Source organism: Cupriavidus oxalaticus (assembly GCF_004768545.1).
Taxonomy (GTDB): Bacteria; Pseudomonadota; Gammaproteobacteria; order Burkholderiales; family Burkholderiaceae; genus Cupriavidus; species Cupriavidus oxalaticus_A.
Window position 1 is genome coordinate 52,427 of record NZ_CP038636.1, and the last position, 13,768, is coordinate 66,194.

13 protein-coding genes and 2 pseudogenes are annotated in these 13,768 nt (G+C 60.9%); 5 read left to right on the plus strand and 10 right to left on the minus strand.

Going from position 1 to position 13,768, the window contains the following annotated elements:
• Positions 1–5: 5 nt before the first annotated feature.
• The 8 genes and pseudogenes from E0W60_RS28225 to E0W60_RS28260 form a co-directional block, all read right to left on the minus strand.
• Positions 6–1,487 (minus strand): amidase, encoded by a 1,482-nt coding sequence (locus tag E0W60_RS28225; RefSeq protein ID WP_135706362.1) that lies wholly within the window; start codon positions 1,485–1,487, stop codon positions 6–8.
• 148 nt (positions 1,488–1,635) lie between these two features.
• On the minus strand, positions 1,636–2,982 hold the full coding sequence (locus E0W60_RS28230) for an MFS transporter (RefSeq protein ID WP_135706363.1): 1,347 nt from the start codon (positions 2,980–2,982) through the stop codon (positions 1,636–1,638).
• 168 nt (positions 2,983–3,150) lie between these two features.
• Positions 3,151–4,425: a M20 family metallo-hydrolase gene (locus E0W60_RS28235; protein WP_135706364.1), complete on the minus strand. Its 1,275-nt coding sequence runs from the start codon at positions 4,423–4,425 to the stop codon at positions 3,151–3,153.
• A 114-nt stretch (positions 4,426–4,539) separates the two neighbouring features.
• Positions 4,540–5,004, minus strand: a complete 465-nt coding sequence (locus E0W60_RS28240) for a RidA family protein (RefSeq protein ID WP_135707061.1) — start codon at positions 5,002–5,004, stop codon at positions 4,540–4,542.
• A 76-nt stretch (positions 5,005–5,080) separates the two neighbouring features.
• Positions 5,081–5,233, minus strand: a pseudogene (locus E0W60_RS37645) (creatininase family protein); the annotation flags it as partial.
• A 319-nt stretch (positions 5,234–5,552) separates the two neighbouring features.
• Positions 5,553–5,650: pseudogene (locus E0W60_RS38385) on the minus strand (LLM class flavin-dependent oxidoreductase); the annotation flags it as partial.
• Positions 5,651–5,689: 39 nt separating this feature from the next.
• Positions 5,690–7,024, minus strand: coding sequence for an acetamidase/formamidase family protein (locus tag E0W60_RS28255; protein WP_135706365.1), 1,335 nt, complete (start codon positions 7,022–7,024; stop codon positions 5,690–5,692).
• 263 nt (positions 7,025–7,287) lie between these two features.
• The gene (locus E0W60_RS28260; RefSeq protein WP_135706366.1) at positions 7,288–7,620 is read right to left on the minus strand and encodes a hydroxyquinol 1,2-dioxygenase; all 333 of its coding nucleotides are present in this window, start codon (positions 7,618–7,620) and stop codon (positions 7,288–7,290) included.
• Positions 7,621–8,768: 1,148 nt separating this feature from the next.
• Between E0W60_RS28260 and E0W60_RS28270 the strand changes: the two genes are divergently transcribed.
• Positions 8,769–9,167, plus strand: a complete 399-nt coding sequence (locus E0W60_RS28270; RefSeq protein ID WP_082818939.1) for a VOC family protein — start codon at positions 8,769–8,771, stop codon at positions 9,165–9,167.
• Positions 9,168–9,224: 57 nt separating this feature from the next.
• The gene (locus tag E0W60_RS28275) at positions 9,225–9,452 is read left to right on the plus strand and encodes a hypothetical protein (RefSeq protein WP_135706367.1); all 228 of its coding nucleotides are present in this window, start codon (positions 9,225–9,227) and stop codon (positions 9,450–9,452) included.
• On the opposite strand, the gene E0W60_RS28280 is transcribed toward E0W60_RS28275, so the two are convergent.
• Entirely contained in the window at positions 9,435–10,343 is a 909-nt protein-coding gene (locus E0W60_RS28280; protein ID WP_240746058.1) for a LysR family transcriptional regulator, read from the minus strand. The genes E0W60_RS28275 and E0W60_RS28280 overlap by 18 nt on opposite strands.
• A gap of 119 nt (positions 10,344–10,462) precedes the next feature.
• Between E0W60_RS28280 and E0W60_RS28285 the strand changes: the two genes are divergently transcribed.
• Positions 10,463–10,858, plus strand: coding sequence for a GFA family protein (locus E0W60_RS28285; RefSeq protein ID WP_135706368.1), 396 nt, complete (start codon positions 10,463–10,465; stop codon positions 10,856–10,858).
• Between the two features lie 124 nt (positions 10,859–10,982).
• Here the strand turns inward: E0W60_RS28285 and E0W60_RS28290 are convergent, their stop codons facing one another.
• A complete protein-coding gene (locus tag E0W60_RS28290; protein ID WP_240746059.1) occupies positions 10,983–12,005 on the minus strand; it encodes a helix-turn-helix transcriptional regulator in 1,023 nt (340 codons plus the stop codon).
• Between the two features lie 89 nt (positions 12,006–12,094).
• Between E0W60_RS28290 and E0W60_RS28295 the strand changes: the two genes are divergently transcribed.
• Together E0W60_RS28295 and E0W60_RS28300 are read left to right on the plus strand one after the other, a co-directional pair.
• Positions 12,095–12,808 (plus strand): fumarylacetoacetate hydrolase family protein, encoded by a 714-nt coding sequence (locus E0W60_RS28295; protein WP_205751683.1) that lies wholly within the window; start codon positions 12,095–12,097, stop codon positions 12,806–12,808.
• Between the two features lie 24 nt (positions 12,809–12,832).
• A complete protein-coding gene (locus tag E0W60_RS28300) occupies positions 12,833–13,756 on the plus strand; it encodes a polysaccharide deacetylase family protein (protein ID WP_135706369.1) in 924 nt (307 codons plus the stop codon).
• Positions 13,757–13,768: the final 12 nt, after the last annotated feature.

Sequence of the window (13,768 nt, forward strand, 5' to 3'; positions counted from 1 at the left end):
GGATGCTACTGTTTCGACGTCTCGTTGGCGATTGACCCTGCCCATACCGATGGTCGCCGTTCGCACCAGGGGCTTGCCGCTTCCAACTGTGCGGCCAGACGGAACAGCGTGTCCTCCCGCCCGAAGCCAGACATGAAATGCGACCCGATTGGCAGACCTGTTTGCGAGTCGACGGAAAGCGGCACTGACATTGCTGGCGTTCCGCTCACGTTCGATAGCGCGGTAAACGGTGACTGTCTAAAAACGTGCGCGATCCAGCCAAGCCCATCGACGGATGTTTCTACCCGATTGTATTCACCAATCCGAGGCGGAAGTCCGGGTAGCGTTGGTGTCAGCAGAATGTCGTAGTCGCCGAAGAACCGACCCAGCGCTCGCGTGACCGTATTTCTCACCTGCAATGCTGACAGGAGTTCTACGGCGCCAATCTCAATGCCGTATCGATAGAGCGCGAGCGTTGCGGGTTCAAGGTGTTTTTCATCCACCGTTCGTCCGGTGGCTGCGGCAATGCCGTTGATCCGGAGCGCCGCGTTGGCAGCCCAGATTTGCGCATTGCATTGCACAAAGGTGTCCCAACTCACACCCAACTCTGGCGTTACCTCATGGACATGATGACCCAGGAACTCAAGTGTCCTGGCCACCTTGCTCAAGGCGTCAGCAACCGCCGTGTCGGTACGCGCGGCACTGAATGGATTCATCATGAACCCTATTTTCAGGTTTCCCGGCTGCTGCCGGATCTCCGACAGATAGCTGGCTTGGGGTGAGGCAATGTAGTAAGGCTCGCCCACGCCGCCGCCATGGATGCCATCAAGCAGCGCCGCACTGTCGCGGACGGTTCGGCTCACGGCAAAATGCACGCCCAGACCATTCCAGACTTCGTCCACGAACGGGCCGCTGGACACGCGTCCCCTGGTTGGCTTCAGACCGAATAGCCCGTTGACGGAGGCCGGCACCCGTATTGATCCGGCTCCGTCCGTCGCATGCGCGATGGGAACGATACCGGCGGCCACCGCCGCTCCTGCACCTCCGCTCGATCCGCCCGCGCCATGTTGCAGACTCCAGGGATTCCTCGTCGGGCCGTACAGCACGGGCTCCGTCGTCGTGCTAACTGCCAGTTCCGGCATTGTTGTTCGCCCGAGCGTGATCAGGCCTGCCTGACGGAAGCTCGTCATCACGTACGAGTCTTCCTTTGCAACCGTTCCCAGTGCAAGACGACTGCACATTTCGCTCCTGCGTCCCTGCATGGTGACGCCGAGATCCTTGAGGAGAAACGGCACGCCGCCGAGCGGTCCTGGATCAGCACTCGCAACGCCAGCTGACTGTATCTCCGCCTCTTCGGGCCAGTAATCGAGCACAGCATTTACCTGGGGATTGACGGCCTCGATGGCAGCCAATGCGGCTTGCGCTACTTCCATTGCGGTCACCTCTCGCGTGGCGATGAGGTGATGCAGCCCCATGCCGTCAAGGGCGGTATATTCGGCGAGCTTCATGTGAACTTTCTCTTCAGGGACTTGGGAGGGCGCGCATCGCAAGGATTGCACACCTGTCTGGTCTGTCCGCAGGCAAAGCTTTTCCGCATCGCCCCCGGTGCTTCATAGTCGAGTGCCTCTGGCAGGCGTGATCACTGGCCAAAGGCACTTACTTCGCTTGACCCGCACTGGTCGGCATGGGCGACTCGTGGCGAAGCGCTGTATCGGCCCCGGGCTTCAGGCGCAGGAACAGGATGATGAATGCACACACCAGCAACATCGCTGCCATCAGCAGGAACCCAGGGTAGATGCTGCCAGTCACGGATTTCGACCAACCGATGATGCTTGGGCCAAAGAAGCCGCCAGACAGGCCAATCGTATTGATCAGGGCAATGGCTCCCGCTCGGGCGTTGCCCTTGATGTAGGCGGGCGGAACGGCCCAGAAGACGATGTTGGCCATCCACATCAGGCCAGTAGCGACGGTAACGCATACCAGCGTCACTGCGAGATTGCCGTCGGCGAGGTACCAGCCAACGAAGCAAAGACTGCTTAAGGCAGCCGGCACGGCGATGTGAATTCGACGCTCCTGGCGCCTGTCGGAACTGCGGCCGCCGAAGAAGATGGCAAACGCCGCCGCCACATAAGGAATCGCCGCATACCAACCGAGGGTCTGCGTGCTGGTGACACCGGCGGATTTGATGATCGTCGGCAGCCAGAAGCTCAAGGCGTAGATTGGCGCGATGATGCACAGATAGGCTATCGCCAGGACATACACCTTGGGATCACGCAGTACCATGAGAAACGATTCGTGCCGCCGGTCTGCAGCCGTGTTCGTTTCCGCGGCCAGCGCGCGTTTCTCCGTGTCGTTGAGCCATTTCGCGTTGGATGGGCCATCGACGAGCAGGAAGTAGGCCGCGACGCCAAGCAAGAGGGTGGGGGCGCCTTCAATGAGAAACATCCATTGCCAGCCGGCGAGGCTGGCCGTACCGGCGAAAGCCGTCATGATCCACGCCGACAGCGGCCCCCCAACAATTCCGCTGAAAGGACCCGCAAGCCAAACCATCGAAATGGCGCCCGCGATGCGGCTCGGACCATACCAGCGCGACAGGTAGAACAGGACGCCCGGTGCGAAGCCGGCTTCGAAGACGCCCAGCAGAAAGCGCAGCGCGTAGAACACCGGGACGCTGTTGACGAACACCATGCACATCGAGGTGATACCCCAGAGCACCATAATGCGGCTAAAGGTAAGCCGGGCGCCAACCCTGGGCAGCAAGAGATTGCTTGGCACCTCGAACAAGACGTAGCCGACGAAGAATATTCCTGCCCCGATGCCGTAGGCGGCGTCGGAGAAGCCGAGGTCGCTCTGCATCTGAAGCTTCGCAAAGCCGACGTTGACTCTGTCCAGATAAGCGAGCATAAAGCCAATGAACAGCAGTGGCAGCAGGCGTATATCTACTTTTCGATAGAGGGAGGCGCGGTGCGCTCCGCTCCCTGAAATTTGGTCCTTCCGAGACACAGACCTCTCCTTTGGTTGGTGCGTATAGCGTCGCCACGGAGCGCACCGGCGCCGGCATCCGTGGTTGAAATGGCTCTGGCGTGATTGCGTCAACGTCGCTTCGGTCGACCGACACTTCGCGGTGGCCGTGGGCCGTTGACCCGCAATCGATGTGGCAGTTGAAACTGCTTATAGTGGTTCGGACATGATCGCAAGCATGGCGTCGCAGAGGACCTGCGCCCCGGCCGCGACATCGACTTCGCGCGCGTTCTCGGCCTCGTTGTGGCTGATGCCATTTTCGCAAGGCACGAAGATCATCCCGGTGGGAATATGTTGTGCGGTGTACTTGGCGTCGTGGGTCGCGCCGGAAACGATGTTCTGGAACTTCATGGCCCGACCGCCAGCAGCCTTGCGCACGGTTGCCACCACGCGCTCGTCGAACGTTGTCGGCGTGGACTTCAACAGAACCTTCGCTGACACCGGACAGCCTTCAATCTCGCCGACGCAAAGTTGGAGGATCGTCTCGCCGGCACGCAGGAGGGAATCTGGGTCGGGATGCCGCAGATCGATATTGAATGTCACCCGGCCTGGCACGGTGTTGGGCGATCCCGGATATACCTCCATCCGTCCGACGGTGAAGCGCAGGATATCCTCGGGGTCGTCTATCGCGGCGCGAATGCATCCGATGAGCTTGGTGGCGGCCACCAACGCATCCTTGCGATGCCGCAGCGGCGTCGTGCCTGCGTGGGCCTCGGCACCCAGCAGTTGGATCTCGTAGGCATGAAGTCCCTGAATGCCCGTGACAATGCCCACATTGCATGCTTGGTTCTCAAGGACGGGGCCCTGTTCGATGTGGGCTTCGATATAGGCAAAGGCGCTCATGCCAAGCGGGCGCTTCTCCAGAACCGACAGCTCGGCGACCTGGACCTGCAATGCGCTTTCCACATCGATTCCGTTGATGTCTTTGATCGCCAATGCATCGGCCAGCGGCAGCGCGCCGGCCGCAACGGCGGAGCCCATCGTAGGAGGTGGGAACCTTGAGCCCTCCTCGTTCATCCACACAACGAGCTCGATCGGACGTTCAGTCTCCATGCCGTGATCGTCAAGCGTTTCGAGTACCTCGAAACCTGCAAGCACCCCGTAGACACCGTCGAACCTCCCTCCGGTCGGTTGGGAGTCAAGATGTGAACCCGTCCATACCGGGCTGAGACCCGGATCCCGTCCGGGGCGGCGGATAAACAGATTGCCGATCGGGTCAATCGAGGTCTGATAGCCTCGCCTGGATGCCCACTGGAGCAACAACTTCTTGCCCTGGGTGTCTTCAGAGGTGAGCGCCTGGCGGTTGACTCCGCCTTTGGCCGTGGCGCCGATCCTTGCCATGGCGCTGACATGTTCCCAGAGCCGCTGGCTCTTGATGCGGGGACCGACGGAGGTAAGAGAGGACGAGGAATTGGGGGCGTTCATCTGGCTGCTTGCCTTGTTGCGTTGCTTCGCATGAGCAACTGGTTGCCGCGTTGAAAGTTGTCGCGCAGAAATTAAGAGTTCATCCGTGTGCACTGTTTGGTTCGATCTGAAGCCTCAGTCCAGTTCGACGCAGACTTCGATCTCCACGCATGCTCCCAGCGGAATCTGTGCGACACCGAACGCCGACCGCGCATGCTTGCCGGCATCACCAAACACGTCGACGAACAGCTCCGACGCGCCGTTGGTGACCAGATGCTGCTCGGTGAAGTCGGGCGTTGAATTGACCAGGCTCATAACCTTGACGATGCGCTTGACGCGATTCAGATCGCCGGTGTGGGCCTGCAGCGTCGACAGCAGATCGATCGCGACCGCGCGGGCTGCGGCGCGTCCCTCGTCCGTCGACATCGTGGCACCGAGCTTGCCAACCCACACGCTGCCGTTCCTCTTCGCAATATGGCCAGACAGGTAGACAACACTGCCGCTCTGCGCGCTCATGACGTACGCGGCAGCCGGCGCGCCTGCGGGGGACAGCTCGATGTCGAGTGCTTTCAGTCTCTGGTGGATATCGTGTGATTGCATGATGTTTGTCGATGGAGGGCAAGATGGCCCGCGCGACGGGGAGTCGTCGCGCATCATGTGACGCCGGCGGGCCGCTTCAGTCCGGCATCGGCTCGCGGCAGAAGGCTTCGGCCAGTTCGACTAGTGCACGGCCTTTCTCGCGCGTTGCCGGGCCTGGATCGGATCCGATGCGTCCGTCGGGGAAGCGGGCACGGAAGTCCAGGGCTTCGCGGATCGGGCCGCTCGGAGCAAAGCATGCCAGTCTCCAATGTCTCTTTGATGCGGGTACCGCGTTGAGCGGATAGTGGCAGCGACAAGGACAATCTCCAACAGCAACTATGTCCACACCTTGTTGCCCTGCGGGCAACGCATCGGATATAGCGCCCGCAAGCAGCCGGGATCTGCCGGTTGATCATGGCATCCGGAGAAGTCAAAGATCGTGTATTGCAAGGAGGGAAACGCACCGGTACTTATCCGAACGTTGGAAGCGCAGGCCGCCGCGCTGGCCGATCGGCTCGCGGCGGCCCAGCGCCGGGCCGAGCGCGTGCGCGCTTCATGCTCGATGCCGAACGCTCTCCGGACGCGATGCCCAGCACCAGCCTGCCTCCCGTCAGCGGTCAACGCTGGCCGCGGCCTTCGCGGTGTGCAGGGGATGCCGCGGCGGCTGCAGGATGGCGCGGGGACCCCAGGCCCGCGCCATTCATGGTCAGACCAGCTGGTACTTCTCCCGCACCAGCTTGCCGATCCCCATGCGGTCGAGCACGGCCAATGGGCACAGGAAGGTGACGCGGACGGTGCCGGGCAACCTGCTGATGTCGATGGAACCGGTGATCGTCGCGCGATTGAGCACCTCGTCGTACGGCAGCCCGGTCACGTCAGCCGCACGCTGCAGCCCGTTCTTCGTTGCTGCGTTGAGATCGACGCCGCTGCCGAGGAATGTCACGGGTCCGGATTCCTCGATTTCAAGCTGGCCCCATCGCGCGCCAAGCTCCCGAGCCTTCTTCCGCTCGGCGGCGGACAGCGGCCGGGCCAGCGGCGGCAGGTCTTCCACATTCTGCAGCAGGATCGGTCCGTCGATCGTCAGGCCCTTGATGACCTCGACAGTCAGCTCCGTCTCGCCGGATACATCGGTCGCATGGCCGGCGATCTCGCCATTGCCCTGCTGGGCATGCATGTCGCCCAGATACACGCCGGCGCCCGGCACCTTGACCGGGCTAATCAGGATGCAGCCCTCGCGGACCGAGTTGGTATCCATGTGGCCATCGGTCTTGGCCAGCTGGAGTTCGTCGCTGGTCAGTGCAAAGCGGTGCGGCGCGCCGACCAGGTACTGCCCGAAGTCCGCGCAGTTGTGCGAATCAGGCAGGTCCCACGCCGGCATCGTGCCGATATTGCCCAGGAACGGCCGCATGCGCGACGCCACACCAGGCATGTCGGCACGCGCCAGCGACAGGATCGAATGCTGCGCAGCCAGTTCGGGCAGTGCGGACATTTCCGATGCCTTGCCCGCAAGCCGGTCCGCCACCGCCTGATTGACCGTCAGGCTGATCTGGTTTTCCTGATCCAGCACGATCACGTAGCCGTGGCTGAAGCGGAAAGCGCTGACCTCGGCACCGCAGTGGCTGCAGCGTATGGCATCGTCGCCGATGCCCTCTACGTGGCTGGCGGGATGCTCGGTGCCGCACTGACCGCAGAACTTGGCCACGAAGGGGTCGCCGTGATAGCGCCCTTCGACGAACTGCATGACCCCAGACGACGTGGCCGACGAGGTGACCGTCATCCGGCGGATCCTCAGCGCCACCGCGTCGCCGACCTCGGCGCCGGCAATTGCCACCGGCTGCGTGACTTCATGCCCGCCCTCGAAGGCCGGCGTGATCATCGGGCCCCAGCAGCCCGGCGGCGTGCCGGCGACCAGCGTACCGCCATCGGCCAGCGGTCCCAGCATCGGCTGGCTCGGGCCGATCACTCCGTGCGTATAGCGCTGGACGCGGATCCAGTCCGCGGCATGGGCGTCGTCGATGGGTTGAATTGAATGGGATGTCATAACTTCGTTGTCTCCTTGACTAAGGTTGGCGCACCGCATCAGGTGCGGCACTATTGCCGTGCACCTGTTCGGTCACGGCATCGGCGAAGGCTTCGGGGCTTCCTGCGGAAGGTTGTGGCCAACGCCACGGACCTGGCGATGGACGCGCGGGTTGATGATGCGGGCGGCCTACGCGTTGCCGTCGGGAGCCGGGACCAACTCATCCGCGGTCCCGTCCACGAGCTTGTTCTGAGTGATTCTGCTCATGCGGCAATGCTGGGGCTTCAGGCGTAGGAGCCGTCCAGATACGCATCGACCGTGCGCGCCGGCGACACAGAGACACCGCTGCGGTCCGTGCCGGCCAGGGTGCGGGCGCCGTCGGTGTAGCGGTCGCGCGGCTCTTGCAGCGTGCGGGCACCGTCTGTGTACGGGTTGCGGGATTCCTGCGCCGTGCGGGCGCCATCGATGTACGGGTTGCGCGCCTCCTGCACTGAGTGGGCGCCGGCGGTGTACGGCGCACTTCCTCCGGCATAGGACAGCCCAGCCGCCTGAGCGCCAACTGCGGAGGCCGCCAGGGTGACGGCGAAGACCAGACGATTGACGAGGTTGGTACGCATGATCGATTTCCTTGGGACGTTGCTTTGAGAATTGAGCAGCTGCGAATCGCTTCGTTATTCTTCGCCGCCGTACTACGGAACGTATTTAAGGAAGCTGACGTATCGCGCGTGTAGCGTGCGGGAACCTTTTCTGTCAGGGCTTGTATCGTCCCGTCGGCTTGATACAAGCGCATACAAAGGGGGGAGCTCGCCGCCGTACGGGAATGCCATGGCTTACCGGCTTAGTCGAATGTGGTGTGCAGGCTGCGCCAGTGGAAAGCGATACCTTGCCACCCAATGCCAGACCTTCTCGATCGAACGCGCCGGACTTGTACCTTGCGCACATAACTGTCTGCTCCCCTGAGGTCTTCGAAGACGGCAAGGGTGAAGGAGATGATCAAGGAGGCGCGGGCGCGCCACATGTCCCGCAGCATTAACCATCCGACGCCGGGGATCGTTGCCTTCTCCGCACCGGTATTCGACTAGTCGGGAAATATTGCGCTGACGATCACCATCATGGGCCCGTCCAGCACGGTCGATACCGATTGGGACGGCCCGGTTGCCAAAGCGCTGGATGCTTGCGCGCAGGCGGTTTCGAAGCGCCTCGGCTACAGGGGCTCGAAGGAGTGCTTGCCGGCGTTTAGCTTCAGGGCGCGGAAATGGTCGCTTCCATGAGCGGCCCTTTCTTGCCCGACGACAGTCCGTCTATCGTGAGCTTGCGCGATGCGCCCGCGTGCATGCTGGGTTGGACGAGCAGAGACGGCCGATCACTAGCCGGATAGATCGGCCGACGAAGGTCTGTTGTCTGGGTAGAGCCGACGTTGGGGTGTCCGAGCGAGAGGAGCGGCGAGCGGCGGTACATGGCCGGCTGCGGCCGTTGCGATGCTCTCCATCGTTGGCATTTCAATTGGCTCAAGGGTGCGGAAATCCTGGATCGGGGAGGAAGGCAGTCCGGACGGTCGTGCTCAATGACCAGTTGCGATCGCACGTTGAGCGACGGTTTCCATCTATTGCCGCAGAAGAACAACATCGCCTTGCCGCTTAATTAGCCCCGATTTTGCGTCTCGGTATCGGACCGGCGAGGCTGACGCTTCGTGGGGAGGCTAGGAGCGATGCCACCTCACAGCCGTGATATTGTTCGTCGCCGCCACCTTCCTGGGAGACGCAAAGTGATTTCGCACATTTTTCTTGGCGTTAACGACTTCGATCGTGCTTTTGAGTTTTATTCGGCGTTGATGCATGAACTAGGACACAACCTCAAATTCTGCGAGCGCGACACGCCATGGGCTGGGTGGATGGCAACGGACGCACCGCGGCCGCTGTTCCTTATTGGCAAGCCATATGACGGCAATGCTGCGCGAGGTGGGAATGGTCAAATGGTGGCATTGCTTGCGCGTGACCGGCAGACCGTTGACCAGGCATACGCCCGTGCGCTCGCAAACGGAGCAAATTGCGAAGGCGCTCCTGGCCTAAGAACCCAGTATCACCCTCACTTCTACGGCGCATACTTCCGAGATGCTGATGGAAACAAGCTTTGCGTATGCTGTCATCACCCGGTGTCGGTTTAGCGTTATCGATTTAGCACTGACCTGCCTCTACGCCTGTCGACACGGCCAGCGCCTCAGATGGCCGTCGACGCGCTGGCGCGGGCAACGGAAGCCGAAGCGGACGGCGCATATACGGCGTTGAACGCCATCCTTGTCGAAGGAAACCACTTGCCACCGCCGACGATAGCTGTCATCCGAGCCATCCGTCCGGTCAAGGAAACGATGGGCGCCTGCGATCCCAGCAAGACACTCGATATATGGCGCACGACCCTCGCCCCGTTTGTGACGCTACTGGTGGGATGCTGAGGCGATCTTTTGAGAAAAAAACTTCACGAAAGCCTCGACCTTCCTCGGGTGATTGCGAGGTTTCGGAAACACCGCATATATTCCCGGCTGCTTAGACGCACCAATCTCGTCGTACTCTTCCAGCAGCCGAATCAAGCTACCGCTGAGCAAGTCCTGCGCGACAAGCCAGTCGGGCTGCCGGGTGATTCCCTTGCCTGCCTTGGCCCATGCAATCAGCGCATGCGATTCGTTACTCGAAAATGGCCCATCTACCGGAATTGCCATAGTTGTGCCGTCCACCTGGTACTGCCAAGATGAGGAATGCGGTTCATGGCGGTAAATCAGGCACTGATGTCGTGCCAGTTCGGCCGGATGCCGGGGGGCGCCATGAGATGCCAGATAGGCGGGGCTGGCGCATGTTACGCGGCGGTACGTGCTGAGGCATCGAGCGGAGAAATCGGAATCCCCCGGTCGCCCCGCCCGCAGGGCGAGATCGAAGCCGTTGGCGACAAGGTCGACAATCCGGTCGCTAACCTGGAGATCGAGGCTGATTCTCGGGAAGCGTGCCGTGAACTCATGGAGATGCGGGTACACAAAGGTCAGCGCCACGCCCAACGGTAATGTCACGCGCAGCTCACCCCTTGGTTCCGACGCAAGGCGCCGGACCGCATCTTCAGCTTCGTGCGACTGTTCAATGATGCGCTTCGCGTGTTTGTACCAGAGCCTGCCTGCCTCGGTCACGGCGATGCGACGCGTCGTCCGGTCGAGCAGGCGCGCGCCAAGCCGTTTTTCTATTCGAGCTAGTGCGCCGGTCACCGTCGCAGGCGCGAGTCCGAGGACCCGGGCTGCCTGCGCCATGCTCCCCGAGTCCACGATCTGGCAGAACACCTGCATGCTGAACAGCTGATCCATCGTCCATTATTCGTAAATCATGAAGAATCCATTCATGGGCGGCTACTTTATCAAAATTTCCGCACACCCTACGATCTTCTCCAATTTGGCATTCATCGCAACACTTCCTGGAGAAGCCCATGACCCAGCACGGCAGTTGTCTCTGCGGACGCATCAAATACCGAGTCCACGGCCCGCTAACCGACGTCCTGAATTGTCATTGTTCGATGTGCCGAAAGCTCCATGCCTCGGCCTTCCGCACGAGAGCCAAGGTGGCGATTAGGGATTGGGAATGGGTATCGGGGCAGAACACCGTCAAGTTTTACGAGTCCTCGCCTGGCGAGCACAAGGGATTTTGCAGCGAATGTGGCTCAAGCATATTGACGCGATTTGACTGCAATCCCGAGGTATTCGGATTCCCCCTCGGTACGCTTGATAGCGATCCCGGCGTGAAGGCCGAGCGTCATGTTTTTGTCGGCAGCAAGGCGTCGTGGTATGACATCACCGATACGCTTCCGCAGCACAAGGAATACTGAGGCCAGTCGGAGGGCAGTACACATACAAGGTAAATATCACGAATAAGAAGCTTGAAATAAAGAATAGTGGAAAGCCCCAACAATGCCAGTCTCATCGGCTAGCCCTCAGCTCACCACCGTGGTCTTACTCAACCCAAGTTCGCGCGCCCACGTCCTGGAATTGGCGTCGATATGCCAAAGGTGTCGAGCCCACGATCTGCCGAAACCGCCTAGCAAAGTTATTTGGTTCACCGAATCCCGTGCTTTGCCCGATTTCTGCGGCCGAGGCGGATGTGAAAGCCAGCAAAGTCTTTGCCCGCTCGATCCGCCTTTCAGTCACGATCTCCAGAAAGGTCTTTCCGGTTTCACTTTTCAGCAGGTGGGCCAGGTGTGTTGCTGATACATGACTGGCCTGCGCAGCGTCGCCCAAGGTCAGTTCCCGCGAAAGGTTTTGGGTGATATACCGAATGCAGCGCAGCACGGACTGCTTGTACGACTGCAGCAACATCCCGTTGCTCTCGCAAAGACGGATCTTGTCACCGTGGCGTCGCCACACCATGCCAATCAGGTTTAGCAAGTGGCTGCGGATCAGCAAGTTGCTGGCCGTATCGTCACTGGGCGATTGCTGGGATTCTTGCGCCATGCGCTCGCATAGCTCCTGAAGGTACTCGGTGTCCAGTTCATCGAACTGAAAATCCAGACAATGCTGAAAGCGGAAGGGACCAAGCTCTGGCGCGCGCGCGAGCGGCACTTCCGACAACTCGAAGACATCAAGGTTAAGCGACGGTAGCAGATACTCTTTGCTGATGTTGATTACGTGGAACTTGCCGTCCGCTACGTTCGGAATGTAGTGAACCAGAAACGGCAGGACGAAGCTTACGGTGCCGGGGCGAATAGGCCGCTGCTGGCCCCCAATGTAGTGAGTGGTTTCGCCTAGTGTGTTGACGTAAATCTGGAAGTACTCGTGACGGTGCGGCACCGGGTTCGGCAGACAGTTGCTCTGATCGTGGATGCCAAAGTAGGCGCTCTGCGCCCGGGCCGCCATGGTGTAGTTCCGGATGACAGCGCCCTTTTTGCCCTCGTAGTCGAGGGGCGTCAGTGGGGCGTTCGAGGGATTCGCTCTGTGCATGGAAACGGTGAGGAGCAAAGGATCGTAAGGATTGCGCATCTTTTCGCAAGCCTGTGCGTTGAGGCCGAACGGCCGCGTCTCTAAACTCTAGCCACTCCTTTCAATAATCTTACACAGAGACAATCCTTATGCCTAGAGACAGTGCGGACAGCGTCGTGCAATCGACCAAGGTCCTGAGCGTTACCCCCGCCGTCATTGATATCGTTGACAGCGCTCAACGCTTCCCGGTACGGCGCGTCTATTGCGTGGGGCGTAACTATCTTGCCCATATCCGGGAAATGGGGGAGGGTGACGAACGCGACCCGCCATTCTTCTTCCAGAAGCCGGCCGATGCCATCGTGACCGATGGGCGCGTACCCTATCCGACGTTTACCGACGACTTTCAGTTCGAGTTTGAACTCGTCGTTGCCATCGGCAGCGAAGCGGCGGACGTGCCGCCGGACACGGCACTGGATCATGTCTTCGGCTATGCCGCAGGGCTTGACATGACTCGGCGGGACCGCCAACGAGAGTGCAACAAGCGCGGCCTGCCGTGGGAACTGGGCAAGTCTTTCGACCATTCAGCGCCATGCGGTCCCATCCATCCCGTGGCGAAGGTCGGCCATCTCCGTTCGGGCGCACTGAGCCTGGCGGTAAACGGTGACGTACGACAGCACTCGGTCCTGGAGAAGATGATCTGGAACGTCCATGAAATCGTCAGCGAGCTTTCCAGACAGTACCGCCTGCTTCCTGGGGACTTGATCTTTACCGGCACGCCAGAAGGCGTTGGGCCGGTGCAGCGCGGTGACAGGTTGATCGGCCGTATTGAAGGACTCGACCCCTTGCAGGTCGAGATCGTCTGAGTCCCGGGTCAAAGGAAACACGCCATGAAACCACTCGAACGCATCTCATTTTCGGCGATTTCCGAGCGTCCCGCCCTGACGCTGCCGGCTGGCAAGCGCCTGGCCGTTTGGGTCATCGTCAATGTTGAGGAATGGGATATCAACGAGACCATGCCGCGCACGGTTCTCACGCCTCCGGCGGGCGGTTCACCTATGCCAGACATCCCGAACTGGGCTTGGCACGAGTATGGCAACCGCGTCGGCTTTTGGCGCATGCTGGACGTCATCGACGAACTCGGGATCAGTGCAACGCTCGCCATAAACGGCTCCGCCATCGATGCTTACGAGCCTATCGCCAAGGCAGCAATGGCGCGTAACTGGGAGTTCATCGGCCATGGCTTTGGGCAGCGCAACATGCAGAAGGTGCCCGACGAAGCGGTCGACATCGCAAAGACCACCGAGGCGATTCGCGCCTACACCGGGAAGCGCCCCCGCGGCTGGCTTGGACCGGGGCTCACCGAGACCTGGAACACGCCCGACATCCTCGCGGAGCAAGGCTACGAGTACGTGTGCGACTGGGTGCTCGACGATCAGCCCGTGGAACTGAGGACGCGAGATGGCGGCCGTATCGTGAACGTGCCCTACACACAGGAGTGCAACGATGTAGCGATGATGCTGATCCAGCATCACAAGGCCAGCGAGTATCGCGACCGCGCTATCGACCAGTTCGAGCAGCTCTACGCCGATGCGAAGGACTCAGCCCGGGTGATGGCGCTGGTCGTGCATCCGTACATCATGGGCGCGCCACACCGCCTGCGCTATTTCCGGGAGGCGCTGGCGCACATTCGGGCACACGACGACGTTGCCTTCCTGACGGGAGAGCAGATCCTCGATTGGTATAAGGCAGCGCGCGCGGGCTCATCGCCGGATCCGTGCATCGCCAGGAACTCGAACAAATCTCTCGCTTGACGAGAAGGAGAC

Excerpts from the sequence above, each read along its gene's own strand:
- E0W60_RS28225 (WP_135706362.1), bottom strand. The coding sequence starts at position 1,487 with ATGAAGCTCGCCGAATATACCGCCCTTGACGGCATGGGGCTGCATCAC.
- E0W60_RS28235 (WP_135706364.1), bottom strand. The coding sequence starts at position 4,425 with ATGAACGCCCCCAATTCCTCGTCCTCTCTTACCTCCGTCGGTCCCCGC.
- E0W60_RS28240 (WP_135707061.1), bottom strand. The coding sequence starts at position 5,004 with ATGCAATCACACGATATCCACCAGAGACTGAAAGCACTCGACATCGAG.
- E0W60_RS28255 (WP_135706365.1), bottom strand. The coding sequence starts at position 7,024 with ATGACATCCCATTCAATTCAACCCATCGACGACGCCCATGCCGCGGAC.
- E0W60_RS28260 (WP_135706366.1), bottom strand. The coding sequence starts at position 7,620 with ATGCGTACCAACCTCGTCAATCGTCTGGTCTTCGCCGTCACCCTGGCG.
- E0W60_RS28275 (WP_135706367.1), top strand. The coding sequence starts at position 9,225 with ATGGCCGTCGACGCGCTGGCGCGGGCAACGGAAGCCGAAGCGGACGGC.
- E0W60_RS28280 (WP_240746058.1), bottom strand. The coding sequence starts at position 10,343 with ATGGATCAGCTGTTCAGCATGCAGGTGTTCTGCCAGATCGTGGACTCG.
- E0W60_RS28285 (WP_135706368.1), top strand. The coding sequence starts at position 10,463 with ATGACCCAGCACGGCAGTTGTCTCTGCGGACGCATCAAATACCGAGTC.
- E0W60_RS28290 (WP_240746059.1), bottom strand. The coding sequence starts at position 12,005 with ATGCGCAATCCTTACGATCCTTTGCTCCTCACCGTTTCCATGCACAGA.
- E0W60_RS28295 (WP_205751683.1), top strand. The coding sequence starts at position 12,095 with ATGCCTAGAGACAGTGCGGACAGCGTCGTGCAATCGACCAAGGTCCTG.
- E0W60_RS28300 (WP_135706369.1), top strand. The coding sequence starts at position 12,833 with ATGAAACCACTCGAACGCATCTCATTTTCGGCGATTTCCGAGCGTCCC.